Here is a 24,237-nt window from a genome sequence, read left to right on the forward strand (position 1 = left end):
CATGGCACGCGGTGTCAACAAGGTGATCCTCGTCGGCAACGTCGGCGGCGACCCGGAAGTTCGCTACATGCCGAACGGCAACGCTGTCACCACCCTCAACCTCGCCACCGGCGACGTGTGGAAGGACAAGCAGACCGGGCAGCAGAAGGAGCGCACCGAGTGGCACCGCGTGGTGTTCTTCGGTCGCCTCGCCGAGATCGCTGGCGAATACCTGCGCAAGGGCTCCCAGGTCTACGTCGAAGGCAGCCTGCGCACCCGCAAGTGGCAGGGTCAGGACGGCCAGGACCGCTACACCACCGAAGTCGTCGTGGACATCACCGGCCAGATGCAGCTGCTCGGCAGCCGGCCGGAGGGCAGCGAGACGCGGCGCCCGCCGCGTGAACAGACCCGGCCAACGACCCACCACCCGCAGCAACCGGCGCCGGACTACGACAGCTACGACGACGACATCCCCTTCTAGAAAATGCCCGGGAGACCCATCCAATGTGGTTTCGCAACCTACTGATCTACCGCCTCACCCAAGACGCCCCCTTCGACCCCCAGGCCCTGGAGGCCGCCCTGGCCAGCAAGCCGGCGCGCGCCTGTGAAAGCCAGGAGTGGACGACCTTCGGCTTCGCGCCGCCCCTGGGAAAGGGGACCGACGCCCTGGTCCAGGCCAGTGCCGGCTTCCTGCTGATCTGCGTCCGGCGGGAAGAGCGCATCCTGCCCGCCTCCGTGATCAACGAAGAGCTGCGCAAGAAGGTCGACGCCATCGAGGAAAGCCAGCAGCGCAAGGTCTACAAGAAGGAACGCGACCTGCTAAAGGACGAGATCGTCCAGACCCTGCTGCCCCGCGCCTTCACGCGCAAGTCGGCCACCTACGCGGCGATCGCGCCGGCCGAGGGCCTGATCCTGGTGGACCACACCAGCCCGAAGCGGGCCGAGGACCTGCTCTCTACGCTGCGCGAGGCACTCGGCTCCCTTCCCGTCCGCCCGGTGTCCGTGAAGGTGGCGGCCACCGCCACCCTCACCGACTGGGTGCGCAACCAGAAGGCCGGGACCGACTTCTGGCTCAGCGACGATGCGCTGCTGCGCGACACCGACGAGGTCGGCAGCATCAACGTCAAGCACCAGGACCTGACCAGCGACGAGATCCAGCTGCACATCTCCTCCGGCAAGAGCGTCACCCGCCTCTCCCTCGCCTGGAAGGACAAGCTCTCCTTCGTCCTCGATGAGGGCCTGGTCATTCGCAAGCTCCGCTTCGACGACCTCCTGCAGGAGAAGGCACTCGACGACGCGGGCAAGGACGCCGACGCCCTGTCCCAGCAGATAGCCAGCTTCACGCTGATGATGCTGACCCTCCGCGAATTCATCCCCGCCCTCCTCGACGCCCTGGGCGGTGAGGAAGTGCCCACCGGCATCTGAGCCAGGAGCAGACCATGCCCATCATCAACGGCATCATCCACCACATCGACAAGAAGCCCGACGGTAGCCCCTCCGTGCTGCATCTGGCCGAAACCCCGCTGGGCCCGACTGAAGCCGCCAGCAACCTGCTCACCGACCTGAACGAGGCCTACAACGCCAAGCCCGGCAAGGCCTGGGGTCTGTTCCACGAGGAGTCCGGCGCCTACCCGCTGAGCGGATGGCTGAAGGAGTACCTGGTCGGTGGCCGTGACTTCACCGAATTCAGCCGCGACGCGGCCGAGCACCTCCAGCGCCTGCTGGAAGAGGCGAACCTGGCCACCGGCGGCCACCTCTTCATCGCCCACTACCAGCAGGGCATGACCGACTACCTGCAGGTGGCGGTGCTCCGCTACACCGAGGCCGTGGCCATCGACGCATCGCTGCAGGCGGTACCCGTGCGCTACCTGGACCTGAGCCAGCTCCACATGGCAGCGCGGATCAACCTGTCGGAGTGGCGCAACAACCCGAAGTCCCGCCAGTACATCTCCTTCATCAAGGCGAAGACCGGGCGCAAGGCCACCGACTACTTCCGCGACTTCATCGGCTGCCAGGAAGGCGTCGACGCCCCGGGCGAGACCCGTACCCTGCTCAAGGCCTTCAGCGACTTCGTCGAGCAGGGAGACCTGGCCGAAGAACAGGCCCGCGAGAAGACCAAGACCCTGGTGGACTACGCCACCACCCAGGCCAAGCTGGGGAGCGCGATCACCCTGGAAGAGCTGTCCGGGCTGATCGACGAGGACCAGCCCCGGGCCTTCTTCGAGTTCATCCGTAACCGGGACTACGGCCTGTCGCCCGAGATCCCGCCGGACAAGCGCACCCTGAACCAGTTCAAGCGCTTCACCGGCCGCGCCGAAGGGCTGTCGATCAGCTTCGAGGCGCGCCTGCTGGGCTCGTCGGTGGAGTTCGACCAGGCACGCGACGTGCTGACGATCCGCAATGTGCCGGAACAGCTGAAGTCACAGCTGCGCAAAGCGAAGGACGGCTGACATGGACCCGATCAAGCACCCCCGGCGCGCCGCTGAACAGCACGAGCGCCAGCAGGCCGAGCGCGCGCAGGCCCTGTTCAACGCTCGCCTCGCACCTGAGCAGATCCGCCGGCGCCTGCGCATGGGACCGGTGACCTTCGAGCAGTTCGTGGCCCGCAACGGGCTCCGCGCCAAGGCGTGAACGCTCCCGCCTGACCCTGGCCGCCCCATGCGGCGGCCTCCTCCCTTCCTTTATCGCGCCGCGTCGGCGGCTCTGGCGTGCGTGCACGCCCATGAGACTGGGGACCCCCATGAACTACAACGACTTCCTGAAGCGCAAGGTATGCGTAGCCCCTTCGCTTGGCTTCGAGGTCGACCAGGCCCTGGTCAACCCTCGCATGAAGCCGCACTGCCAGGCGATCGTGCCCTGGCTCCTGGCTGGCGGGCGGCGCGCGCTGTTCGCGTCCTTCGGCCTGCACAAGACGGTGATCCAGCTCGAAGCGGTTCGCCTGGCCGCCGAGCACACTGGAGGCCGCGGCCTGATCACCATCCCTCTCGGCGTGCGCCAGGAATTCCGCCGCGACGCTGTCGAGCGCCTGGGATGGGCAGAGCCGCCGCGCTTCATCCGCAGCATCGAGGAAGCCGACGCCACCGGCGTCTACCTGACCAACTACGAGACCGTGCGCGACGGCAAGCTGGACCCCCGCCACTTCGTGGCCACCAGCCTGGACGAGGCGGATTGCCTGCGCGGCTTCGGCGGCAGCAAGACCTTCCGCGAGTTCATGCGCCTGTTCGCTGGCGATGATCGCCAGGCAGGCGTTCGCACCGAGGGCGTCCGGTACCGGTTCGTGGCAACCGCCACGCCGTCACCCAACGACTACATCGAGCTGCTTGCCTACGCCGCCTACCTGGGCGTGATGGACGTCGTCGCCGCCAAGACCCGCTTCTTCAAGCGCAACAGCGAGAAGGCCGACCAGCTCACCATCCACCCGCACAAGGAGGAAGAGTTCTGGCTGTGGGTCGCCAGCTGGGCGCTGTTCATCCAGAAGCCCAGCGATCTCGGCTTCAGCGATGACGGGTACCAGTTGCCGGAGCTGGACCTGCACTGGCACGAGCTGCCCAGTGATCACAGCCAGGCCGGTACCGAGAAGGATGGCCAGGGGCGCCTGTTCCGCAACGCGGCGATCGGCGTACAGGACGCATCCAAGGTGAAGCGCGACAGCCTGCCGGACCGAATCGAGCGCCTGCAGCAGATCCGCGCCGAAGCGCCGGACGCCCACCGGATCATCTGGCACGACCTCGAAGCAGAGCGCCACGCCATCGAGGCCGCGATCCCGGGCGTCGTCAGCGTCTACGGCTCCCAGGTCCTGGACGAGCGCGAGCAGCTGATCGTCGACTTCAGCGACGGAAAATTCCCCGAGCTGGCCGCCAAGCCCGTCATCGCCGGCGCCGGCTGCAACTTCCAGCGGCACTGCCACCAGGCCGTCTTCCTCGGCATCGGCTTCAAGTTCCGCGACTTCATCCAGGCCGTGCACCGCATCCAGCGGTTCGGCCAGCAGCACCGCGTGCGCATCGACCTCATCTACACCGAGGCCGAGCGCGACATCCGCCGCCAGCTCGAACGCAAGTGGCAGCAGCACAACCTGCAGGCAGAACGTATGACCAAGATCATCCGCGACTTCGGCCTGGCGCATGCCGCCATGGCCCAGCAGTTGGCCCGCTCTCTCGGCGTCGAGCGCGTCGAGGCGAAGGGCGAGCACTACACCGTGGTGAACAACGACTGTGTGCTGGAGACCCAGCGCATGCAGAGCGACAGCGTGCACCTGGTCCTGACCAGCATCCCCTTCGGCAACCAGTACGAGTACTCGCCCAGCTACAACGACTTCGGCCACACCGACGACAGCGAGCACTTCTGGTCCCAGATGGACTACCTGATCCCCGAGCTGTACCGAGTACTTCAACCCGGGCGCGTCGCCGCGATCCACGTGAAGGACCGGATCACCCCCAGCGGGATCTCGGGCATGGGCTTCCAGGTGGTGCAGCCCTTCAGCGATGAGTGCGTGGCCGCCTTCCGCAAGCACGGCTTCGGCTTTCTGGCGCGCAAGACCATCGTCACGGACGTGGTGCGCGAGAACGCCCAGACCTACCGCCTGGGCTGGACCGAGCAGTGCAAGGACGGCAGCCGCCAGGGCGCAGGCATGCCGGAGTACCTGCTGATCTTCCGCAAGCCCCCGACCGACCGCAGCAACGGCTACGCCGACGTGCCCGTGGTGAAGAGCAAGGAGGCGTACACGCGCCCGCGCTGGCAGTTCGACGCCCACGGGTTCACCCGCTCCAGCGGAAACCGCCCGCTGATGCCGCAGGATCTCGACGGCCTGGATCAGGCCGCGATCTTCCAGCGCTTCAAGGCCCACAGCCTGCAGGAGGTCTACGACTTCCGCCACGACGTGACCATCGCCGAGCACGTCGCCGACTCCGGCTGGCTGCCCAGCAGCTTCATGCTCCTGCAGCCTCAGAGCTGGCATCCCGATGTCTGGACCGACATCACCCGGATGCTGACGCTGAACAGCACCCAGGCGGCCAAGGGCCGCGAGCAGCACATCTGCCCGCTCCAGTTCGACATCGTCGACCGCGCGATCGAGCAGTACACGATGCGCGGCGAAGTGGTCTACGACCCCTTCGGCGGCATCGGCACCACCCCCTACCGCGCCGTAAAGCTCGGCCGCTACGGCCGGGCCTGCGAGCTGTCCCCGGCCTACTTCCTGGACATGGCGGCCTACTGCGCCGCGATCTCTCGGGAAGTAGCCATGCCTGACCTCTTCTCGCTGATCGAGGCCGAAGAGAGGGAATCCGCCGCATGACGTGCGCCATCGACTACGGGTCAATCTGCAGCGGCATTGAAGCCGCGTCCATGGCATGGGAATGCCTGGGGTTCACCCCCCGCTGGTTCGCCGAGATAGAGCCCTTCCCTTCTGCCGTGCTGGCTCACCGCTGGCCCGACGTTCCCAACCTGGGCGACATGACCAAGCTGGCCCGCGAGGTCCTGCTGGGCAACATCGCCGCGCCGCTGATCTTGGTCGGCGGCACCCCATGCCAGGATTTCTCGGTCGCGGGCATGCGCAAGGGCCTCGCCGGCGAGCGAGGCGCCCTAACCATCAAATTCGTGGAGCTTGCAGATGCAATTGACCATGTTCGCCCCGCCGGAGACGAATGCGTCGTCCTCTGGGAAAACGTCCCTGGTGTCCTCTCCGACAAAGGCAATGCGTTCGGATGCTTCCTCGGGGCCCTGGTGGGCGAATCCGATGCGCTCCAGCCGTCAGGGGGAAAATGGACGGACGCTGGTTGTGTGTATGGTCCCCGCAGAGCAGCCGCATGGCGGGTGCTGGATGCCCAATATTTCGGCCTGGCCCAACGACGCCGCCGTGTGTTCGTTGTCGCAAGTGCTCGAAACGGATTCGATCCCGCAGCGGTACTTTTTGAGTCAGGCGGCGTGCGTCGGGATTCTGCGCCGAGCCGAGGCGCGGCGGAAGAAGTTGCCCGACGCACTGCATGCGGCACTCATGGCGACGGCGGAGACCCAGGACGACAGGAAGCGGGGCGGGCCTCCACCCAAGCATTCGGGGGTGGAAAGAACTGCAACCCAACCGACGTAAGCACGGCCGTTACCGCGCATCCCGGCGGGCGTTACGACTTGGACGCCGAGACTTTCGTGGTAGCCCCGACTCTTGCAGGTGGTGGGCGCAAGGCCGGGGGCTACAGCTACGACGACATCCCAGCAGTGGCCGCGACCTTGACCGCCCAGTACGGGAAGAACGGCGGCATACCCGCCGGCAACGACTGCAACCCGGTGAACCTGATAGCCGGCACCCTCAACGCCGGCACCAAAGCCGCCGGAAGCGCGACCCAACAGGACGCCCATGCCGGGCTGTTGGTAGCTCATGCCCTTGATGCCCGCCAATCCGATGTTCTTCAGTACCGACCTATAGCTGGCCCACTTGATACGGGAATTCCCGGCGCAACCGCCATGATTGGCTCGCAAGTCCGCCGCCTCACCCCGCGCGAGTGCGAGCGCCTGCAGGGCTTCCCCGACGACTACACGCTGATCCCCTGGCGTGGACGACCTGCAGAGGAATGCCCAGACGGGCCTCGCTACAAGGCCATCGGCAACAGCAAGGCAGTTCCGGTGGTGCGCTGGATCGGCCGGCGCTTGCTGCGCCAGTTGGGTGCAGCATGAGCTGGTACGACAGAGCCTGGCAGCACATGCACCAGGTGCACCAGCAGGCCCTGGCCGACGGCTTGGATGCCATGGCCAGGGCCCGGGCAATAGACGACAGCTACCCGTGGCAGAAGCGCTCAGGCTGGCCCTACAAGGCCTGGCTGAGGGCTCGCCGCGACTTCTTCCCCCGCCAGCAACTGCCGATGCCCCGGGCCAAGCGACCAGGGGCTGACCTCTTTTCGGAGTGAGAGATGACCACCCGCAAAAGCCAGATCCACTACTACCCGCGCCGGGCGCGCTGCCAGAACTGCACGGAATGCCACAACGACTGCAGCAGCTTGCCGTTCCACACGATGCCGGTCTACCGCCAGGACGGCGTGGACACGGTGGTGATCTGCACGGAGTTCCGCCAGGCCAACTACTGCGGATCTCTCCGCAGCGAAGTCCGGCGAGGTGGCCAGCAGCAATGAACGCCCCGATCTACTGCCGCACCACCGGCCTGCGGGTTGGCACCTGTACCTGCCTCCGCTGTCGCCCGCCGGCTCCTGCGCCGGACCAGTAACACCGCCCCCTACCCCATCACCTGACTCTGCGCACTGCGCCGGAGGGTATCCCCGTGCAACGCATCTACCTCAGCGGCCCGATGACGGGCCTGCCGAACTTCAACTACCCCCGCTTCCACCTTGAGGCCGCCCGCCTCCGCGCCCTGGGCTACGACGTGGTCAACCCCGCCGAGCTGAATGAGCCCACCGATTCCCGTGCGGTCTGCATGCGCCGCGATATCCAGGCGCTCATGACCTGCGATGCGGTGGCCATGCTGCCGGGCTGGACTTCTTCATCCGGCGCCACCCTGGAACATGCCTGCGCGGTGCAGTGCGGAATGGAGGTAGTCCTGGCCTCCAAGATCTTGGCCCCGCGTCAGCACCGCGCGGAGGTGTGCCATGCGTGAGCGTCCGATCCTGTTCGCCGGTCCCATGGTCCGCGCCATCCACAGCGGCGAGAAAACCGTCACGCGGCGCATCGTGAAGCCCCAGTACAACGAGGGGCCATGGTCCGTGAGGACTGCCGAAACTCCGAGACACGAGCGCCATACGCATGACTGGTGGCTGCCAGACGGGACTCGGCCATATGCAGCCCTACCGCACTGCCCATACGGCCAGCCAGGCGACCGTCTATGGGTGCGGGAAGGTTTCTGGCAGGCAGGCGAATGGACATCTGCATATCCAGAAGGTGACTGCGACCACTGGGTTGGGTCAAAGCGGATTCACTTCAGGGCAGATGGAGAGCCGCCAAACGAGCCGAACCGTCACTACCCGAACGGACTCCGAAACGGTTCATACGCCGCGGCTGACCCGCATCGAGTTTGGCGCGCCAGACCAAGTATCCACATGCCCCGCTGGGCCTCCCGCATCCTGCTGGAGATCATCGCGGTGCGCGTCGAGCGGCTGCAGGACATCAGCGATGAGCAGGCCCTGGCTGAAGGGGTCGACCAGACCAACACCTCAATCCCCGGCTACGCGCGCCAGCGCTTCCATGACCTGTGGGAGTCCATCAACGGCGCCGAGTCTTGGGCGGCCAACCCCTGGGTCTGGGTCGTCGAGTTCCGGAGGATCGCCGCATGAAGGTCGAAGCAACACAGGTCCAGAAGCTGACGATCACCGAGGTCCCGGATCTGGACACGGTTTCGGTGTTCCTGGAAGACCTCGGCGGCCGGCCGGTGCCGCTGCCCGAGGCCACCGGCTACATCACCCGCGCCGGGCAGATCACGATTGAGTGCTGGCGCGAGTCGTGGTCGGCCTACTGGGGCGGCATGGGCAACCAGATGCTGGTCCAGTTCTTCACCACCTGCAGCGTGGACTACCTGGTGGGCTGCCTGGCCCGCGGCGCCGAGATTGATCGCGCGGTTTTCGACGGCTCCGCGCTGCGCACCGCTGCCCGGCGTTGCGTTCTTGACTGCCGGCGCGGGCGCACCAGCCGGTGGGAGTGCATGCCGCTGGACCGCGAGGACGCCCGGAGGCTGTACGACGAGGCCGCGATCCTGTCGCAGTTCTCCAGCGCGGAGGCCCTGACGTACAGCGAGGACGCCGGCGAGCTGCTGACCCAGCTCTTCGGCGAGGAATGGCACTACGCCGTCAGCGACCACGCGATGGTTGAACACCCGAAGCGCCTATATCTGGCCCGCATCGTCGAGGCCGTCCAGCAGGCGCTGAACCACATTCAGAAGCAGGAGGAAAGGCCGTGACTGACAAGACCGCGAAGCCCGGCGAGCTGCTGAGCCGCTTCCCCGAAATCAACTTCAGCAACTACGGCCAGCAGGAGGTGGAAGCTTTGCAGGCCTGGGCTCTGGAGGCGTTCGATGCGCTGTCCGCCACCCTCTCCCCTGCCCATGTCGAGGATGAGCGGGCAGCGTGCGAGCGCTGGATCAGGCAGCAACTCGGGATGCCCGCGCGTATCCCGATGGACTGGGATGGGCCGTTCAACCGCTACACCTGGGCCGCATGGAGCGCCCGCGCCGCGCTCTCCGCCCCGCCTGCTGCTGTGCCTGTCAAGCTAACTAACGTCCGTTGCATGTGCGGCGACGAGTACCCGCACGACAGCTACGGCGCTGGGTTCATTGCGGGCTCTGGCATGTGCGAGAACTGCGATGCAGCTATCCCGGCAAAAGAGCCGCCTGCTGCTGGGGTGCCGGAGGGGTGGAAGCTGGCCCCTCTCAAGCCGACCATTGAGATGGTCGAGGCCGGCTATGAGGCGTCCCTAGGCCAGCCAGATCGAAGCGCTCATGCACGGGTGATTGAGCAGTACGACGCCATGCTCGCAGAAGCCCCCACCCCGCCTGCATCCGAACAGCAACCCCATGAATGCACGTGTGTGTACGCGACCGCTAAGAACACGGCGGCCGTCCGCAATGGCTCCGAGATGGGCGGATACCTGAAGGCTGAGTGCGTGGCATGCCAGCAGCGTCGCCAGAGCCGGCCTGCATCCGAACAGCAGAGGGATGAAGCTGATCTCCTAAACATGATCGACCAGCACCGCATCGAGCTGCTGCCGGAATACGACGCTGGCTACACCGCCATAGCCTACTGCGCCCAGACCGAGCCAATCGCTAAAGCTGTGGCCATGACGGCGCGGGCCGCTCTGGAAGAGCTGACGAAGAAACTGCAGTCGGCAGCGCCGAGCCAGGAGAACGACCGATGAGCGATGTGAACAGAAACAAGCTACGCGCGCTCGCTATTGAGTGCCGCGACGAGATCATCCGTTCCTACGGGTGGGAAGGCACTATTGAAGAGGCCGGCCTGCTGAGACGAGACCAGGCACTGCTGAAAGAGCTGTCGCCGGAGACGGTGATCAAGCTGCTGGACGAACACGACGTCCTGAAGGCTGAGCGAGACCTGGTTATGGCCATCCTGGAAGTCCGCTGCGCTCGGGTCGCGGAAGCGGTGAGCGTGCCGAAGGAGTTGTTGGAGCGAGTTGCGGCGATACTTGGCAGCCAGGGATTCTCAGCATGGGATGAACTGGCAGCCGAGGTGCTTCTCACCACCAAGACGGACGGGGTGGTGTAATGGCCGGACCACCGATTGAACCCCAGGAATACCTCTACGGCCCGAAGGTCGTGCAGATCGAGGATCTTCGCGTCGCCAGAGGTCTGACCAGGCGTCCGCTGTCGTCATGCCGGCATCGCCAGTTGGTCTACGACGACAAGGAGCGCCGCGTCTGGTGCCAGGACTGCGAGCAGGAGGTTGAAGCGTTCGACGCCTTCCTGTCCGTGGTTGGCGTATTCCAGCGGGCGAAAGCCGAGATCGATCGCCGCCGGCGCGAGCTGGAAGAGGTAGAGAAATTCAGGATCATCAGCCGGGCCGCAAAGGCCATGGATGCAGCATGGCGCAAGCGTGACACAGCGCCGCTCTGTCCCCACTGCATGACGGCGATCCTCCCCGAAGACGTAGCGAATGGCGTGGCCGAGTGCTCCAAGAGCCTCGCACAGGCGCGCCGCAAGAAGCCCACCAAGTAACCCCCATCCCATAGCAACCCGCCGGCCATGCCGGCGGGGAGGACCTCCCATGGAAAGCGAAATCCTGTCCGACGAAGAGTTGGCCGAGATTACCGGCTACAAGGCCCGCGGCTGGCAGCGCCGCTGGCTTCGAGAACGCCACTGGCATTTCGTCGAGAGCCGTGGCGGACGCCCCCTGGTGGGGCGCCAGTACGCGCGCATGAAGCTCGGTCTGGTCCAGGTCGTCAATGGACTGCAGCCGCCGCCCCTGCCGACGCCCGCCTGGACTCCCGACTTCACACGGATGAATTGAAATGCGCCCCCGCAACAGAGAGAACCGCAAGCTGCCGCCGAACCTCTATGTCCGGCGGCGCAAGCGGAAGAATGGAGATGTCTGGGTCGCCTACTACTACCGCGGCTCAGACGGCAAAGACGTGTTTCTCGGCAACGACCTGGACATGGCCCGCATCAAGTGGGCCGAGTTCGAGGCCACCGAGAAGCCCAAGGATCTACGCATCATGGGCGCGATCTTCGATCGCTACCTCCGGGACATCGTGCCGAAGAAGGCGCCCCGCACGCAGGAGGACAACAAGAAGGAGATCAAGCAGCTCCGGATCGTATTCGATGAGGCTCCGATCGACGCGCTGACCCCGGCGATGATCGCCCAGTACCGAGACGGCCGATCAGCAAAAGTCCGCGCCAACAGGGAGATCGCGACGCTTTCGCATGTGTTCAACATCGCCCGGGAATGGGGGCTCACGACGAAGGAGAACCCCTGCCGCGGGGTGCGCAAGAACAGGGAGAAACCTCGGGACTACTACGCCAAGGACGCGGTGTGGGATGCGGTGTATGCCAGGGCTGTTCCCGAGCTCCGGGACGCAATGGACCTCGCCTATCTCACCGGACAGCGCCCGGCAGACGTCATCATGATGCGGAAAACCGACATCGACGGCGACTACTTCGAGGTCAAGCAAGGGAAGACGGGCCACAAGGTGCGCGTGTTGATGAAGATCGACGGGGTGCTGACAAGTCTGGGCGTGCTGGTGGCCCGAATCCTGGCGCGCAATGAAGGCTTCGGCAGCCCGTACCTGATCCTCAGCGACAGAGGGCGGCACGTCAGCCCGAGCATGTTGAGGGACCGGTGGGAGGCGGCACGGGAGGCCGCTCAGAAAGCTGCGATCGAAGCCGGTGACCCGGAGCTGGGGGCGCTGATCCGTGAATTCCAGTTCAAGGACATCAGGCCGAAGGCCGCGACCGAAATCAACGACCTGAAGGAGGCCAGCCGCCTCCTGGGACACACTGAAGAGGAGATCACGAAGACCGTCTACGTCAGGCGAGGAGCGATCGCCAAGCCGGCAAAATAGCTGTGAGTTTTGGGACTGCACCCCATTTATTCTGGGACTCGCCCTGATTCTCACAGCCTGCCGGCGAGCGTCAGCCGGCGCCAGAAAATGAAAAAGCCCTGATAAATCAGGGCTTTGAATATGGCGGAAGCGGTGAGATTCGAACTCACGGACAGTTTCCCATCGGCGGTTTTCAAGACCGCTGCCTTCAACCACTCGGCCACACTTCCGCATTTGCGGGCGGCAATAGTACCCGAACGCAACACGCTGTCAAACTCTGTCACGTGGGACGTTCGTGTGCTCTGTTATCATTTCGCCCGACTGCGGTCACGGACCATACAACCTTGCAGGAGTCATGCAAATGAGCGATCACGATTACGCAATCAGCCAGGCGCAGGCCGGCGACCTCGAAGTCAGCCGGGTGCTGCGCAACACCTATGGCCTTCTGGCGCTGACCCTGGCCTTCAGCGGCCTGGTCGCCTACGTCGCGCAGCAAATGCGCGTCGGCTACCCTAGCATCTTCGTGGTGCTGTTGGGCTTCTACGGTCTGTTCTTCCTGACCGTGAAGCTGCGCAATTCCGCCTGGGGCCTGCTGTCCACCTTCGCCCTGACCGGCTTCATGGGCTACACCCTCGGCCCCATCCTCAACCGCTACCTGGGCATGCCCAACGGCGGTGAAGTGGTGGCCTCGGCGTTCGCCATGACGGCGCTGGTGTTCTTCGGCCTGTCGGCCTATGTGCTGACCACCCGCAAGGACATGAGCTTCCTGGGCGGTTTCATCACCGCCGGGTTCTTCGTCCTGATCGGCGCCATGCTGGCCAGCTTCTTCTTCGACATCAGCGGCCTGCAACTGGCGATCAGCGCTGGCTTCGTGGTGTTCTCCTCGGTCTGCATCCTGTTCCAGACCAGCGCGATCATCCACGGCGGCGAGCGCAACTACATCATGGCAACCATCAGCCTGTACGTGTCGATCTACAACCTGTTCGTCAGCCTGCTGCAAATCATTGGTGTGATGAGCGGCGACGACTGATCCAGCAGCCTCAAGGAAAGCCCGCTTCGGCGGGCTTTTTCTTGCCTGCAAAACGACGGCCCAAGCCTTATCATGGCGCCCTGCATTCAAGACGATCTGCTCCATGAAATTCGCTATCGCCCTCTTCTCCCCGCCCCACTCGCCAGCCTCTCGCCGGGCGCTGCGCTTCACCGAAGCCGTGCTCGCGGCCGGCCATGAAGTGGTGCGGCTGTTCCTCTACCAGGACGGCGTGCACAGCGCCTCGGCCAACATCGTCGCACCGCAGGATGAAACCGATACGGCGCGGGAATGGCAGGCGCTGGTCGCTGCTCATCAACTGGACGGCGTGGTGTGTATCGCCGCTGCGTTGCGCCGGGGCGTGCTGAATGCCGAGGAGGCGGCGCGGTACGGCCGAGAGGCGGCCAACCTGGCGGATGAGTGGTCACTTTCGGGCCTCGGGCAGTTGCACGAAGCCGCTCAACTGGCAGACCGGCTGGTCTGCTTCGGGGAGGACTGATGGTCAAGTCCATGCTCATCATCAGCCGTCGCGCGCCAGGCTCTGGCCCCAGCGCCCGCGAGGCGCTGGATATCGCGCTGGCCGGTGGTGCCTTCGATCTGCCGCTGGCCATGCTGTTCATGGATGACGGCGTCTTCCAACTAACGCCTGACCAGGCGCCCCACCATATTCAGCAGAAAGACCTCAGCGCCAACCTGCAGGCCTTGCCGCTGTTCGGGATCGAGGATCTGTTCGCCTGCACCTACAGCCTGCAGGAACGCGGACTGGATGCTTCGCACCTGGCTCTGCCTGCCCAGCCACTGGACGACGAGGCGCTGCGCGCCCTCATCGCACGCCATGACCTGGTGGTGACCCTCTGATGAGTACGCTGCATATCCTTTCCCACTCACCGTTCGGCGACAGCCGCTTTGCCAGTTGCCTGCGCGTGCTCGGCCCGGGCGATGCCCTGCTGCTGACGGGTGAGGCAGTCCAGGCCCTGCGCCAAGGCTCCGCCCCCAGGCTGAAGCTGGACCAGCTCCCTGCCCAGGTGGCGCTGCTCGCTCTGGAGGAAGACATCCTGGCCCGCGCCCTGAACGACCTCCCCAGCCATTGCACCGCCTTGGACTACCCGCGCTTCGTGGCGCTGTGCCTGGACTACGACAAGGTGAACAGCTGGCTATGAACACCCTGGAGCATGACGGCCGCAACCTTGCACTGGACAAGGACGGCTACCTGGAAAACCTCTCCGACTGGAGCCCGGCCGTCGCCGAAGCGCTGGCCCGCAGGGAGGAACTGGTACTGACACCAGCCCATTGGGAAATCCTCGAACTGTTGCGCGCCTTCTACGACGAGTTCCAGTTGTCACCGGCCAATCGCCCGCTGATCAAGTACGTCGCTCAGAAACTAGGCCCGGAAAAGGGCAACAGCCTGCACCTCAATCACCTCTTCAAGGGCGCTCCTGCCAAGCTTGCCGCCAAGCTCGCCGGCCTGCCCCGACCGACGAATTGCCTATGACGCCCGCAGCCCCGACTGAACACCCGTTCGCCCAGTTCGTCCGCATCCTCGGCAAAGGCAAACGCGGCGCCCGTGGCCTGACCCGGGAAGAGGCTCGCGATGCCATGGGCATGCTGCTGGACGGCGAAGTGGAAGAGGCCCAGCTCGGCGCCTTCCTGATGCTGCTGCGGCACAAGGAGGAAAGCGCCGAAGAACTGGCGGGTTTCACCGAAGCCTTTCGTGCACGCAATGACGCCCCTCGCCTGCCAATCGACCTGGATTGGCCCAGCTATGCGGGCAAGAAACGCCATCACCCCTGGTTCCTCCTGGCGGCCAAGGCCCTGGCCCAGGGTGGGTACCGCATCCTGCTGCACGGTGGCGGCCTGCACACGGCCGGGCGGGTCTATACGGAACAGTACCTGGAGTGCCTGGGCATTCCCGACTGCGCAGACTGGTCGGCTGTCGAAGCCGCACTGGCCCGTTACAACATCGCCTTCATTTCCCTGGGGGCCTGGGCGCCGCGCCTGCAACGGATGATCGACCTGCGCAACGTGCTCGGGCTGCGCTCGCCCATCCACTCACTCGCGCGCGTGCTGAACCCGCTCCAGGCCCGCTGCGGCCTGCAGAGCATCTTCCACCCGGGCTACCAGGCCGTGCATCGCGAGGCGAGCCGCCTGCTGGGCGACACCTCGGTGGTGATCAAGGGCGAAGGCGGCGAGATCGAGGTCAACCCCGATAGCGCCTGCACCCTGTTCGGCACCCGCGATGACGAGGTATGGGACGAGGAATGGCCGGCGCTGTCCGCACTGCGTCATGTGAAGCCTGAGCGCCTGGCCGTCGATCAGTTGCTGGACCTATGGCACGGAAGCCGGGACGACAGCTACGGCCAGTTGGCTGTCACGGCCACCATGGCGCTCGCCCTGCGCGGCCTGGGCTACGACCGGGACGCAGCATTTGCCGAGGCCGAGCGACTGTGGGCGCAGCGCAATCCATCGATACCGTCGATAACCTGAACCCGGATTCTTCATCCCTCTGCCCGCCTCATCGCCTCTAGACTGGCGCCTCGCATTTCAACGAGGTCAGGACAATGGGATTACTGGTCGACGGCACATGGCACGACACCTGGTACGACACGTCCGGAGATGGGCGTTTCAAGCGCGAGGACGCCCGGCGCCGCAACTGGATCACCCGTGACGGAGAGCCAGGCCCGAGTGGTGTCGGCGGCTTCAAGGCGGAGGCCGGGCGCTATCACCTCTACATATCCCTGGCGTGCCCCTGGGCTCACCGCACCCTGATCGTGCGTCGCCTGAAAGGGCTGGAGTCGCTGGTCGGCGTATCGGTGGTGAGCTGGCTGATGCGGGAAAACGGCTGGACCTTCGAACGGGCACAGGGCTCAACCGGCGACGCGCTCCATGGCCTGGATTTCCTGCACCAGCTCTATACCCGGGAAGACCCGACCTACAGCGGCCGAGTGACCGTGCCGGTACTCTGGGACACGCAGCAGCAGCGGATCGTCAGCAACGAGTCATCCGAGATCATCCGGATGTTCAACAGCGCCTTCGATGAACTGACCGGCAACGCGCTCGATCTCTACCCTGCCCCGCTGCGGGCCGATATCGACGCTTGGAACGAGCGCATCTACCCGACGGTGAACAACGGTGTCTACCGGGCCGGGTTCGCCACCACCCAGGCGGCCTATGAAGAGGCGGTGACGACGCTGTTCGGGGAGCTGGATGCCCTGGAGGCGCGACTGGCTGAGTCCCGCTACCTGGCGGACCAGCACCTCACCGAGGCCGATTGGCGGCTGTTCACCACCCTGATCCGCTTCGACGCGGTCTACCACGGGCACTTCAAGTGCAACCTCAAGCGCCTGGCGGACTATCCCAATCTTTCAGGCTGGTTGCGGGAGCTGTACCAATGGCCGGGGATTGCGGAGACGGTGGACCTCACCCATATCAAGGGCCACTACTACGCAAGCCACCGGACCATCAATCCGACCGGGATCATCCCCCTCGGTCCCGAACTCGACCTGCTGAGTGCCCACGCTCGCGCTCATCTGCCAGGGCGCGGCATCGCTCAGTCCGCCTGAGCGCCTTCGAACCAGGCAAGCTGATCACGCAGTTTGACCACCTCGCCGACGATCACCAGCGTCGGCGCGTGGACGTCGTGCTCGGCCACCAGTTGCGGCAGACTGCCCAAGGTGCCGGTGAACACCCGCTGGTTGCGGGTGGTGCCCTGCTGCACAAGCGCAGCCGGTGTATCCGCTGAGCGGCCATGGCGCACCAGCTGCTCGCAGATGATGGGCAGCCCCACCAACCCCATGTAGAACACCAGCGTCTGGCCGGGCGAAGTCAGGTCAGCCCAGGGCAGGTCGCTGCTGCCGTCCTTCAGGTGCCCGGTGACGAAGCGCACCGACTGGGCATGGTCACGATGGGTCAGCGGGATGCCGGCGTAAGCGGCGCAACCGGAGGCAGCGGTGATGCCCGGCACCACCTGGAAGGGGATGCCATGGGCCGCGAGTTCGCCGATCTCCTCGCCACCCCGGCCGAAGATGAACGGGTCGCCGCCTTTCAGCCGCAGCACCCGCTTGCCCTGCTTGGCCAGGTCGATGAGCAGGCGGTTGATCTGGTCCTGGGGGACTGCGTGGTCCGCACGGCGCTTGCCCACGTAGATCCGCTCGGCGTCACGCCGGCACATCTCGATGATGGGCTCGGCCACCAGGCGGTCGTAAAGCACCACATCCGCCTGCTGCATCAGCCGCAGGGCGCGGAAGGTGAGCAGGTCCGGATCGCCCGGGCCAGCCCCCACCAGGTACACCTCGCCCAGAGGCTTGGGCACACCGCCCGCGACCCGCTCGGCAAGCATTCGCTCGGCTTCGGCAGGCTGCCCAGAGAGCACGCGCTCGGCGATCGGCCCCTGGAAGACGTCCTCCCAGAACACCCGGCGCTGCTGCACGTCGGGGAACAGTTGCTTGACCTGCTGGCGGAAGCGCTTGGCCAGGCCGGCCAACTGGCCATAGGCAGACGGGATCCAGGTCTCGATCTTGGCGCGGATCAGCCGGGCCAGGACGGGCGCATCCCCCGCACTGGACACCGCGACGATCAGCGGCGAGCGGTCGACGATGGCAGGGAAGATCACGCTGCACAGGGCCGGCGCATCCACCACGTTGACCGGCACGCCACGCGCCTGGGCATCGCGGGAAATCTGCGCGTTGAGCGGCTCGTCATCGGTGGCGGCAATGGCCAGTACCGCACCCTCCAGATCACCCGAGGCGTACCCTCGGCGATGCACCAGCCCATGGGACTGCTCGACCAATGCCACCAGTTGGCTGTCGATCTCCGGCGCCACCACCCGCAGGCAGGCGCCGGCGTCCGCCAGCAGGCGCGCCTTGCGCAGGGCGATTTCTCCGCCCCCGACGACAAGCACATGACGACCCTGGAGGTTGTGGAACAGCGGTAGGAAATCCATGGATAAGTCCTGGGTGAATCGGGAAGAAACAGCCCGCGTCGGCAGAGGCCGAGACGCGGGCTGGACAGGCTGGCAGGCGCCGGTGCGGGCGCAGGCAATCAGCCGATGATGTCGATGCCGCCCATGTAGGGTTTGAGCACCTCGGGCACGCGAATGCTGCCGTCCGCCTGCTGGTAGTTCTCCAGCACCGCCACCAGGGTCCGGCCTACGGCCAGGCCGGAGCCGTTGAGGGTGTGGACCAGCTCCGGCTTGCCGGTTTCCGGGTTGCGGTAGCGCGCCTGCATGCGGCGGGCCTGGAAGTCACCGCAGTTGGAGCAGGAGGAAATCTCGCGGTACTTGTCCTGGCTCGGCACCCAGACTTCGAGGTCGTAGGTCTTGGTGGCGGAGAAGCCCATGTCACCGGTGCACAGGGCGAGCACGCGGTATGGCAGCTCCAGCAGTTGCAACACGCGCTCGGCATTGCCTGTCATGGACTCCAGGGCCTCGAAGGACTTGGACGGCTCGACGATCTGCACCATCTCGACCTTGTCGAACTGGTGCTGGCGGATCATGCCGCGGGTGTCTCGACCGGATGCGCCCGCCTCGCTGCGGAAGCACGGGGTGTGGGCGACGAACTTCAGCGGCAGTTGCTTGGCGTCGAGAATCTCGCCCGCCACGATGTTGGTCAGGGACACTTCGGCAGTGGGGATAAGGTAGAAGTCGGCCTCGTTCTCGCGGCTGATCTTGAACAGGTCTTCCTCGAACTTCGGCAGTTGGCCAGTGCCCTGTAGCGCAGGAGCCTGGACCAGGTAGGGGGTGTAGGCCTCTTCGTAGCCATGATCACCGGTGTGCAGGTTGATCATGAACTGAGCCAGGGCACGGTGCAGGCGAGCGATAGGGCCGCGCAGCAGGGCGAAGCGGGCACCGGAGAGCTTGGCGGCGGTTTCGAAGTCCAGCCAGCCATGCTGCTCGCCCAGGGCGACGTGGTCCTTGATCTCGAAATCGAAGCTTCGCGGGGTGCCCCAGCGACGAACCTCGACGTTGCCCTCTTCATCCGCGCCCATCGGAACGGACTCGTGGGGGATGTTGGGGATGGTCAGAAGCAGGCCATCCAGTTCGGCCTGGATACGGTCGAGTTCACGCTTGCCCTCTTCCAGCTCGCCGCCCATGCGGTCCACATCGGCCAGCAACGGTGCAATGTCCTCACCGCGCTGCTTGGCCTGACCGATGGACTTGGAGCGGGCATTGCGCTCGGCCTGCAACTGCTCGGTGCGGGTCTGCACGGCCTTGCGCTGGTTTTCCAGGGATTCGAGGCGCGCCACGTCCAGTTGGAAGCCACGGGAGGCGAGGCGCTGGGCCACGTCCTGGGTCTGGGTGCGTACCAGTTTGGAGTCGAGCATGTGAGGTTCCCGTCTATCAGAATTTGGTCAAAGTCAGGCCTGCCCAGGTCGCAAGCAGACCACCCAGCACGCTGATTGCCGCATAGCCGAGGGCCAGGGGAACCTGGCCGCTCTCCAGCAGGCGCAACGTGTCGAGGGAAAACGAAGAAAACGTCGTCAGGCCGCCGAGAAATCCGACGATCAAGCCTGCACGAAGCTCGATCGGCACCTCCGGCCGCTGCAGGAACAGGCCGTAAAGGATGCCGATGAGCAGGCAGCCGACGATATTGACGGCAAGAGTACCGAGGTAGAAGTGCCGAGGCCAGTGCGCCGAAACCCAATTGGCCGCAGTGAAGCGCAGCAGGGTGCCGGCAACGCCGCCCAGGGAGACGGAGAGCAGCAAAGGCAGTGGCGTCATGGGCGTCTCTTCCTAGGGCTACGAGCATCGAGCGTAGCGAGGTGCTCGAGCTTGTCGCGGATCTTGAGTTCCAGACCACGGGGCACCGGCTCGTAGTAACGACGCGGTTCGAGGTCTTCGGGGAAGTAGTCTTCCCCGGCGGCATAGGCGTCGGGCTCGTCGTGGGCGTAGCGGTATTCGTCGCCATAGCCGAGCTGCTTCATCAGCTTGGTCGGCGCGTTGCGCAGGTGCAGCGGCACCTCGCGAGAACCGTTCTCGGCCACGTCTCGCATGGCAGCCTTGAAGGCCGTGTAGACCGCGTTGCTCTTGGGTGCGCAAGCCAGGTAGACGATGGCCTGGGCCACGGCCAACTCGCCTTCGGGGCTGCCGAGGCGCTCCTGCACATCCCAGGCGGCGAGGCACAGGCTGAGCGCTCGAGGATCGGCGTTGCCAATGTCCTCGCTGGCCATGCGCACCACACGGCGGGCGATGTAGAGCGGATCGCAACCGCCATCGATCATCCGCGCGTACCAATAGAGCGCACCATCGGGACTGGAGCCGCGCACGGATTTGTGCAAGGCGGAAATCTGGTCGTAGAAGGCTTCGCCACCCTTGTCGAACCGCCGGCGACTGTCGCCCAGCAGGTTCTGCAGCAATTCGGGGGCGATCTCGCTGCCATCTTCGGCGAGGTCAGCAGCGTTCTCCAGCAGGTTGAGCAGCCTGCGACCATCGCCATCCGCCGCCGCGACGAGAATGGAGAAGGCTTCATCGGAGAGGCTCAGCTTGCGTTTGCCCAGCCCCTTCTCCTCATTGAGCGCCCGCCCGACGAGGCGGCGCATCGCCGGTTCGTCGAGGCTCTTGAGCACGTAGACCCGAGCACGGGACAACAGCGCGTTGTTCAGCTCGAAGGAGGGGTTCTCGGTGGTGGCGCCGATGAAGATCAGCGTGCCGTCTTCCACGTAGGGAAGGAACGCATCCTGCTGGGACTTGTTGAAGCGGTGCACTTCATCGACGAAAAGGATGGTGCGCCGACCATATTGAGCGGCCTGCTGGCGGGCCATCTCGACGGACTGGCGAATCTCCTTCACGCCCGAGAGCACGGCGGAGATGGTCTCGAAATGCGCATCGCTGACCTGGGCCAGGAGCTTGGCCAGGGTGGTCTTGCCCACCCCAGGGGGCCCCCAGAAGATCATCGAGTGAAGCGCGCCCTGCTCCAGGGCCTCCCGCAGGGGCTTGCCCGGCGCCAGGAGGTGCTCCTGCCCGACGTACTCGTCCAGCGTGGTGGCGCGCAGGCGCGCGGCCAGTGGCTGGGCGAGGGGTTCGCTGCGGAACAGGTCCATGGGAGGCGGTGGGCTCCGTTATTCCTGGATGACGTCGGCGCCTTCGGGGACCTTGAAGTCGAACTGCGCGGCATCGAGTTTCTGGTTCATCTTCACCCCGAGAAACAGGATGTTGGTGCGCTGGCCGACGCTGTCGATCAGTTGCATGTCGTTGATCACGCCGTTACGGAAGGACAGGCGCAGGGTGTCGAACAGGGTGTCCTTGGCCTTGGGCTTGAGGATGAAGTCGACCACGTCACCGCCTTCCTTGTGGGTGATCTCGAAGTTCTCGCTGATCTTCGAAACGTCACCGGACAGCAGCAGGGCCGGGGTGTGGGTCAGGCGCTGGTCCAGGGTCTGGATGGTGACCTGCTGCAGGTCCGGGTCATACAGCCAGACCTTCTCGCCATTGGAGACGAGCAGCTGCTCCATGGGCTCATCAGTGTGCCAGCGGAACAGACCGGGACGCTTGAGCGCGAGTTCGCCGGAGGTTTCCTGCAGCTGGGTGCCGGAGCCGTCCAGGGTCAGCTGGGAAAAGCGGCCAGTGATGGTCTGGGCCTTGTTGAGCATCTCGGTCAGGCGGGAAATGGCCACCTGGTCGTCTGCCTGCACCTGGGAGGCGACAAAGCCGAGGGCAGCGACGAGCAGCATGCGGATCAGGCGCATGGGAATCCTCTTGAGTGAACCGTTCAGGGTTAATCGCGGATCGGCGCGGGAGCGACCACGTCGCGCGAGCCGTTGGAGTTCATCGGAGTGACCACGCCGGCCATCTCCATGGCTTCGATCATCCGGGCAGCGCGGTTGTAGCCGATCTTCAGCTTGCGCTGGACTGCCGAGATGGAGGCACGACGGCTTTCGGTGACGAAACGTACAGCTTCGTCATACAGCGGGTCATCCTCGCTGCCCTCGCTACCGCCCTCACCACCTTCGAAGCTCCCGGAGGCACCACCGCCCTCCTCCACGCCGGCGAGGATGTCTTCGATGTAGTCGGGTGCGCCGCGCAGCTTCCAGGCTTCCACCACACGGTGCACTTCGTCGTCGGAGACGAAGGCGCCATGGACACGGATAGGCAGGCCGGTGCCCGGCGGCAGGTAGAGCATGTCGCCGTGGCCCAGCAGCTGCTCGGCACCGCCCTGGTCGAGGATGGTGCGGGAGTCGATCTTGCTGGAGACCTGGAACGCCATGCGGGTGGGGATGTTCGCCTTGATCAGGCCGGTGATCACATCCACCGACGGACGCTGGGTGGCGAGGATCAGGTGGATGCCCGCTGCCCGCGCCTTCTGGGCGATACGGGCGATGAGCTCTTCAACCTTCTTGCCGACGATCATCATCATGTCGGCGAATTCGTCGACGACCACGACGATGGTGGGCAACTGCTTCAGCAGGGGTGCTTCATCTTCCATGCTCTCGCGACGATAAAGCGGGTCGGGCAGCGGTGTGCCGGCCTCTTCGGCGTCCTTCACCTTGCGGTTGAAGCCCGCCAGGTTACGCACGCCCATCGCGGCCATCAGCTTGTAGCGGCGCTCCATCTCGGCAACGCTCCAGCGCAGGGCATTGGCCGCCTCCTTCATGTCCGTCACCACAGGACAGAGCAGGTGCGGGATTCCCTCGTAGATGGAGAGTTCGAGCATCTTGGGGTCGATCATGATCATCCGCGCCTGCTCCGGCGTGGACTTGAAGAGAATCGACAGGATCATGGCGTTCACGCCCACCGACTTACCGGAGCCGGTAGTACCGGCCACCAGCAGGTGAGGCATCTTGGCGAGGTCGGCGATGACCGGCCGACCGCCGATGTCATGCCCCAGGGCCAGTGTGACCGGCGATTTGGCGTCGTCGTACTCGGTGGACGACAGCACTTCGGAGAAGCGCACGATCTGCCGGTCTTCGTTGGGGATCTCGATACCGACGGTGGTCTTGCCGGGAATGACCTCGACCACGCGCACGCTGATGACCGCCAGGGATCGCGCCAGGTCTTTCGCCAGGTTGGAAATGCGGCTGACCTTGACACCGGCCGCCGGCTGGATTTCGAAGCGGGTGATCACCGGGCCCGGGTGAACGGACTCCACCATGACCTCGACGCCGAACTCCTTCAGCTTTATCTCCAGCAGGCGCGACATGGCCTCGAGCGACTCCGGCGAGAAGCTCTTCTGCTTCTTCTCGGCAGCGTCGAGCAGGGAGATGGGCGGCAAGGTTCCCTCCACGGCACTGTCGATGAACAGCGGGACCTGCTTTTCCTTCTGGACGCGCTTGCTGGGTTCGGCAGGTTTGGGCGGTGGCGGCGGCGCGATGGTGGGCGCCGGACGGCTTTCCCGCTCGGTCATGTGCTTGGCAAGGGACTCCTCACGCTCGATCAGCCGCTCCTTGACCTTGGCCTGCTCGCGGGTGTCCTTGACGACCGGAGCCGCGACCTCGGTGACACGGTCATCGACCTCACGGAGCTTGGCCACCAGTTGCTTGCGCTCCATACGGGCGTTCCACCAACGGGTGATCAGGCTCTGGATCAACTCCACCAGATCGAGGGTGATCTTGCCGGTCAGGTCCATCACCTTGAACCAGGACAGGTCGGTGAACACGGTGAGGCCGAACAGAAACAGGGCGAAGAACAGCAGCGTACTGCCCTGCACGTTCAACGCATTGACCGAGAGATGAGCCAGGCTCTCACCCAGCGCGCCACCGGCAGAAGCCGGCATGCCAACGCTGTCCTGGAAGTGGATATCAGCCAGCGCGGCGCCGGCCAGCACCAGGAAGACCAGACCGATCAGCCGCCAGGAGAACAACCAGCCGCTCCAGTCGATGGGCTGGTGACGATGGCGGAACACCTGCAGTGTCTTTATCCCCAACAGCAACGGGAAGACATAAGCGAAGTAGCCCAGCGCCATGAACAGGATGTCAGCAGACCAGGCACCCAGGCGACCGGCAGCATTCTGGACCTGCTCGACGTTGCTGGTGTGGGTCCAGCCCGGATCGGCGGAGTCGTAGGTGAGGAGCGCCATCCAGAGATAGAGGCACAGGGCGCCCAGAGCAATCAGCGCTCCCTCTTTCAAGCGGGAGTGCAATTGCTGTCGCCAGACTGGAATCTGGGCAGAGGGGGTGGAATTCTTCAAACGCCTGGTTTCCTGCGCCATTGGCGCGTCCAAGATTCGATCAGGGGCGAAAAGGATGCCCATTGTACGGGTTTAACGCTCGGACGCCACAGCGCACACGGCGCTACGGGTGCGTTTTGCTGACGCTTCCTGCTTCGG

29 protein-coding genes and 1 tRNA gene are annotated in these 24,237 nt (G+C 65.1%); 23 read left to right on the top strand and 7 right to left on the bottom strand.

Annotation, left to right across the window (positions count from 1 at the left end; all coding sequences use genetic code 11):
* The first annotated feature begins 1 nt into the window (after position 1).
* From ssb to A9G05_RS11265, 16 genes are all read left to right on the top strand, one after another.
* Complete coding sequence (ssb, locus tag A9G05_RS11190) at positions 2–460, top strand: single-stranded DNA-binding protein (protein ID WP_069561048.1); 459 nt, start codon at positions 2–4, stop codon at positions 458–460.
* A 23-nt stretch (positions 461–483) separates the two neighbouring features.
* On the top strand, positions 484–1,404 hold the full coding sequence (gene rdgC, locus A9G05_RS11195) for a recombination-associated protein RdgC (RefSeq protein WP_069561049.1): 921 nt from the start codon (positions 484–486) through the stop codon (positions 1,402–1,404).
* Between the two features lie 14 nt (positions 1,405–1,418).
* On the top strand, positions 1,419–2,429 hold the full coding sequence (gene yejK, locus A9G05_RS11200; protein WP_069561050.1) for a nucleoid-associated protein YejK: 1,011 nt from the start codon (positions 1,419–1,421) through the stop codon (positions 2,427–2,429).
* Position 2,430: 1 nt separating this feature from the next.
* Positions 2,431–2,610: a hypothetical protein gene (locus tag A9G05_RS11205; RefSeq protein ID WP_069561051.1), complete on the top strand. Its 180-nt coding sequence runs from the start codon at positions 2,431–2,433 to the stop codon at positions 2,608–2,610.
* 109 nt (positions 2,611–2,719) lie between these two features.
* Positions 2,720–5,269 (top strand): DNA methyltransferase, encoded by a 2,550-nt coding sequence (locus tag A9G05_RS11210; protein ID WP_069561052.1) that lies wholly within the window; start codon positions 2,720–2,722, stop codon positions 5,267–5,269.
* On the top strand, positions 5,266–6,642 hold the full coding sequence (locus tag A9G05_RS11215) for a DNA cytosine methyltransferase (protein ID WP_069561053.1): 1,377 nt from the start codon (positions 5,266–5,268) through the stop codon (positions 6,640–6,642). The genes A9G05_RS11210 and A9G05_RS11215 overlap by 4 nt, the downstream gene beginning before the upstream one ends.
* Positions 6,639–6,872 carry a hypothetical protein gene (locus A9G05_RS11220; protein ID WP_069561054.1) on the top strand — a complete coding sequence of 78 codons (234 nt, stop codon included), beginning with the start codon at positions 6,639–6,641 and terminating at the stop codon, positions 6,870–6,872. Before A9G05_RS11215 ends, A9G05_RS11220 begins: the two co-directional genes overlap by 4 nt.
* A 3-nt stretch (positions 6,873–6,875) precedes the next feature.
* Positions 6,876–7,094, top strand: a complete 219-nt coding sequence (locus tag A9G05_RS11225; RefSeq protein ID WP_069561055.1) for a hypothetical protein — start codon at positions 6,876–6,878, stop codon at positions 7,092–7,094.
* Positions 7,095–7,240: 146 nt separating this feature from the next.
* A complete protein-coding gene (locus A9G05_RS11230) occupies positions 7,241–7,573 on the top strand; it encodes a DUF4406 domain-containing protein (protein ID WP_069561056.1) in 333 nt (110 codons plus the stop codon).
* A complete protein-coding gene (locus A9G05_RS11235; RefSeq protein WP_069561057.1) occupies positions 7,566–8,246 on the top strand; it encodes a hypothetical protein in 681 nt (226 codons plus the stop codon). Before A9G05_RS11230 ends, A9G05_RS11235 begins: the two co-directional genes overlap by 8 nt.
* Positions 8,243–8,866: a hypothetical protein gene (locus A9G05_RS11240; protein ID WP_069561058.1), complete on the top strand. Its 624-nt coding sequence runs from the start codon at positions 8,243–8,245 to the stop codon at positions 8,864–8,866. The genes A9G05_RS11235 and A9G05_RS11240 overlap by 4 nt, the downstream gene beginning before the upstream one ends.
* Positions 8,863–9,819, top strand: a complete 957-nt coding sequence (locus tag A9G05_RS11245) for a hypothetical protein (protein ID WP_069561059.1) — start codon at positions 8,863–8,865, stop codon at positions 9,817–9,819. Before A9G05_RS11240 ends, A9G05_RS11245 begins: the two co-directional genes overlap by 4 nt.
* A complete protein-coding gene (locus A9G05_RS11250; RefSeq protein ID WP_069561060.1) occupies positions 9,816–10,184 on the top strand; it encodes a hypothetical protein in 369 nt (122 codons plus the stop codon). The genes A9G05_RS11245 and A9G05_RS11250 overlap by 4 nt, the downstream gene beginning before the upstream one ends.
* On the top strand, positions 10,184–10,633 hold the full coding sequence (locus A9G05_RS11255; protein WP_069561061.1) for a hypothetical protein: 450 nt from the start codon (positions 10,184–10,186) through the stop codon (positions 10,631–10,633). Before A9G05_RS11250 ends, A9G05_RS11255 begins: the two co-directional genes overlap by 1 nt.
* A gap of 49 nt (positions 10,634–10,682) precedes the next feature.
* Positions 10,683–10,925: a DUF4224 domain-containing protein gene (locus A9G05_RS11260; protein ID WP_069561062.1), complete on the top strand. Its 243-nt coding sequence runs from the start codon at positions 10,683–10,685 to the stop codon at positions 10,923–10,925.
* A 1-nt stretch (position 10,926) separates the two neighbouring features.
* A complete protein-coding gene (locus tag A9G05_RS11265) occupies positions 10,927–11,976 on the top strand; it encodes a tyrosine-type recombinase/integrase (RefSeq protein ID WP_069561063.1) in 1,050 nt (349 codons plus the stop codon).
* 121 nt (positions 11,977–12,097) lie between these two features.
* Here A9G05_RS11265 and A9G05_RS11270 read toward each other — a convergent pair.
* Positions 12,098–12,185, bottom strand: a tRNA-Ser gene (locus A9G05_RS11270).
* Between the two features lie 131 nt (positions 12,186–12,316).
* On the opposite strand from A9G05_RS11270, the gene A9G05_RS11275 reads away from it, so the two are divergent.
* From A9G05_RS11275 to A9G05_RS11305, 7 genes are all read left to right on the top strand, one after another.
* Entirely contained in the window at positions 12,317–12,985 is a 669-nt protein-coding gene (locus tag A9G05_RS11275; protein ID WP_069561064.1) for a Bax inhibitor-1/YccA family protein, read from the top strand.
* A 103-nt stretch (positions 12,986–13,088) separates the two neighbouring features.
* Positions 13,089–13,481: a sulfurtransferase complex subunit TusD gene (tusD, locus tag A9G05_RS11280; RefSeq protein WP_069561065.1), complete on the top strand. Its 393-nt coding sequence runs from the start codon at positions 13,089–13,091 to the stop codon at positions 13,479–13,481.
* Positions 13,481–13,840 (top strand): sulfurtransferase complex subunit TusC, encoded by a 360-nt coding sequence (gene tusC, locus A9G05_RS11285; protein WP_069561066.1) that lies wholly within the window; start codon positions 13,481–13,483, stop codon positions 13,838–13,840. The genes tusD and tusC overlap by 1 nt, the downstream gene beginning before the upstream one ends.
* Positions 13,840–14,142, top strand: a complete 303-nt coding sequence (gene tusB / locus A9G05_RS11290) for a sulfurtransferase complex subunit TusB (protein WP_069561067.1) — start codon at positions 13,840–13,842, stop codon at positions 14,140–14,142. The genes tusC and tusB overlap by 1 nt, the downstream gene beginning before the upstream one ends.
* Positions 14,139–14,474 (top strand): TusE/DsrC/DsvC family sulfur relay protein, encoded by a 336-nt coding sequence (locus A9G05_RS11295; RefSeq protein ID WP_069561068.1) that lies wholly within the window; start codon positions 14,139–14,141, stop codon positions 14,472–14,474. The genes tusB and A9G05_RS11295 overlap by 4 nt, the downstream gene beginning before the upstream one ends.
* Positions 14,471–15,466, top strand: coding sequence for a glycosyl transferase family protein (locus A9G05_RS11300; RefSeq protein ID WP_069561069.1), 996 nt, complete (start codon positions 14,471–14,473; stop codon positions 15,464–15,466). Before A9G05_RS11295 ends, A9G05_RS11300 begins: the two co-directional genes overlap by 4 nt.
* A 74-nt stretch (positions 15,467–15,540) precedes the next feature.
* Complete coding sequence (locus A9G05_RS11305; protein ID WP_069561070.1) at positions 15,541–16,542, top strand: glutathione S-transferase family protein; 1,002 nt, start codon at positions 15,541–15,543, stop codon at positions 16,540–16,542.
* Here the strand turns inward: A9G05_RS11305 and cysG are convergent.
* The 6 genes from cysG to ftsK all read right to left on the bottom strand — a co-directional run bounded on the left by cysG (position 16,530) and on the right by ftsK (position 24,120).
* A complete protein-coding gene (gene cysG, locus A9G05_RS11310) occupies positions 16,530–17,921 on the bottom strand; it encodes a siroheme synthase CysG (protein WP_069561071.1) in 1,392 nt (463 codons plus the stop codon). The genes A9G05_RS11305 and cysG overlap by 13 nt on opposite strands.
* A 98-nt stretch (positions 17,922–18,019) precedes the next feature.
* Positions 18,020–19,300: a serine--tRNA ligase gene (serS, locus tag A9G05_RS11315; protein WP_069561072.1), complete on the bottom strand. Its 1,281-nt coding sequence runs from the start codon at positions 19,298–19,300 to the stop codon at positions 18,020–18,022.
* Between the two features lie 16 nt (positions 19,301–19,316).
* Positions 19,317–19,697 carry a fluoride efflux transporter CrcB gene (crcB, locus tag A9G05_RS11320; protein WP_069561073.1) on the bottom strand — a complete coding sequence of 127 codons (381 nt, stop codon included), beginning with the start codon at positions 19,695–19,697 and terminating at the stop codon, positions 19,317–19,319.
* Entirely contained in the window at positions 19,694–21,016 is a 1,323-nt protein-coding gene (locus A9G05_RS11325; protein WP_044406337.1) for a replication-associated recombination protein A, read from the bottom strand. The genes crcB and A9G05_RS11325 overlap by 4 nt, the downstream gene beginning before the upstream one ends.
* Positions 21,017–21,034: 18 nt before the next feature.
* Complete coding sequence (gene lolA / locus A9G05_RS11330; RefSeq protein WP_069561074.1) at positions 21,035–21,661, bottom strand: outer membrane lipoprotein chaperone LolA; 627 nt, start codon at positions 21,659–21,661, stop codon at positions 21,035–21,037.
* Between the two features lie 29 nt (positions 21,662–21,690).
* Entirely contained in the window at positions 21,691–24,120 is a 2,430-nt protein-coding gene (gene ftsK / locus A9G05_RS11335) for a DNA translocase FtsK (protein WP_139131131.1), read from the bottom strand.
* Positions 24,121–24,237 lie beyond the last annotated feature (117 nt).

Origin of the sequence: Pseudomonas sp. ENNP23, from assembly GCF_001728945.1 — a bacterium.
Lineage (GTDB): Bacteria > Pseudomonadota > Gammaproteobacteria > Pseudomonadales > Pseudomonadaceae > Metapseudomonas > Metapseudomonas otitidis.

Bases quoted from the DNA above. Each gene is read 5' to 3' on its own strand.
- ssb (WP_069561048.1), top strand. From the start codon at position 2: ATGGCACGCGGTGTCAACAAGGTGATCCTCGTCGGCAACGTCGGCGGC.
- rdgC (WP_069561049.1), top strand. From the start codon at position 484: ATGTGGTTTCGCAACCTACTGATCTACCGCCTCACCCAAGACGCCCCC.
- yejK (WP_069561050.1), top strand. From the start codon at position 1,419: ATGCCCATCATCAACGGCATCATCCACCACATCGACAAGAAGCCCGAC.
- A9G05_RS11205 (WP_069561051.1), top strand. From the start codon at position 2,431: ATGGACCCGATCAAGCACCCCCGGCGCGCCGCTGAACAGCACGAGCGC.
- A9G05_RS11210 (WP_069561052.1), top strand. From the start codon at position 2,720: ATGAACTACAACGACTTCCTGAAGCGCAAGGTATGCGTAGCCCCTTCG.
- A9G05_RS11215 (WP_069561053.1), top strand. From the start codon at position 5,266: ATGACGTGCGCCATCGACTACGGGTCAATCTGCAGCGGCATTGAAGCC.
- A9G05_RS11220 (WP_069561054.1), top strand. From the start codon at position 6,639: ATGAGCTGGTACGACAGAGCCTGGCAGCACATGCACCAGGTGCACCAG.
- A9G05_RS11225 (WP_069561055.1), top strand. From the start codon at position 6,876: ATGACCACCCGCAAAAGCCAGATCCACTACTACCCGCGCCGGGCGCGC.
- A9G05_RS11235 (WP_069561057.1), top strand. From the start codon at position 7,566: ATGCGTGAGCGTCCGATCCTGTTCGCCGGTCCCATGGTCCGCGCCATC.
- A9G05_RS11240 (WP_069561058.1), top strand. From the start codon at position 8,243: ATGAAGGTCGAAGCAACACAGGTCCAGAAGCTGACGATCACCGAGGTC.
- A9G05_RS11250 (WP_069561060.1), top strand. From the start codon at position 9,816: ATGAGCGATGTGAACAGAAACAAGCTACGCGCGCTCGCTATTGAGTGC.
- A9G05_RS11255 (WP_069561061.1), top strand. From the start codon at position 10,184: ATGGCCGGACCACCGATTGAACCCCAGGAATACCTCTACGGCCCGAAG.
- A9G05_RS11260 (WP_069561062.1), top strand. From the start codon at position 10,683: ATGGAAAGCGAAATCCTGTCCGACGAAGAGTTGGCCGAGATTACCGGC.
- A9G05_RS11265 (WP_069561063.1), top strand. From the start codon at position 10,927: ATGCGCCCCCGCAACAGAGAGAACCGCAAGCTGCCGCCGAACCTCTAT.
- A9G05_RS11275 (WP_069561064.1), top strand. From the start codon at position 12,317: ATGAGCGATCACGATTACGCAATCAGCCAGGCGCAGGCCGGCGACCTC.
- tusD (WP_069561065.1), top strand. From the start codon at position 13,089: ATGAAATTCGCTATCGCCCTCTTCTCCCCGCCCCACTCGCCAGCCTCT.
- tusC (WP_069561066.1), top strand. From the start codon at position 13,481: ATGGTCAAGTCCATGCTCATCATCAGCCGTCGCGCGCCAGGCTCTGGC.
- tusB (WP_069561067.1), top strand. From the start codon at position 13,840: ATGAGTACGCTGCATATCCTTTCCCACTCACCGTTCGGCGACAGCCGC.
- A9G05_RS11295 (WP_069561068.1), top strand. From the start codon at position 14,139: ATGAACACCCTGGAGCATGACGGCCGCAACCTTGCACTGGACAAGGAC.
- A9G05_RS11300 (WP_069561069.1), top strand. From the start codon at position 14,471: ATGACGCCCGCAGCCCCGACTGAACACCCGTTCGCCCAGTTCGTCCGC.
- A9G05_RS11305 (WP_069561070.1), top strand. From the start codon at position 15,541: ATGGGATTACTGGTCGACGGCACATGGCACGACACCTGGTACGACACG.
- cysG (WP_069561071.1), bottom strand. From the start codon at position 17,921: ATGGATTTCCTACCGCTGTTCCACAACCTCCAGGGTCGTCATGTGCTT.
- serS (WP_069561072.1), bottom strand. From the start codon at position 19,300: ATGCTCGACTCCAAACTGGTACGCACCCAGACCCAGGACGTGGCCCAG.
- crcB (WP_069561073.1), bottom strand. From the start codon at position 19,697: ATGACGCCACTGCCTTTGCTGCTCTCCGTCTCCCTGGGCGGCGTTGCC.
- A9G05_RS11325 (WP_044406337.1), bottom strand. From the start codon at position 21,016: ATGGACCTGTTCCGCAGCGAACCCCTCGCCCAGCCACTGGCCGCGCGC.
- lolA (WP_069561074.1), bottom strand. From the start codon at position 21,661: ATGCGCCTGATCCGCATGCTGCTCGTCGCTGCCCTCGGCTTTGTCGCC.
- ftsK (WP_139131131.1), bottom strand. From the start codon at position 24,120: ATGGCGCAGGAAACCAGGCGTTTGAAGAATTCCACCCCCTCTGCCCAG.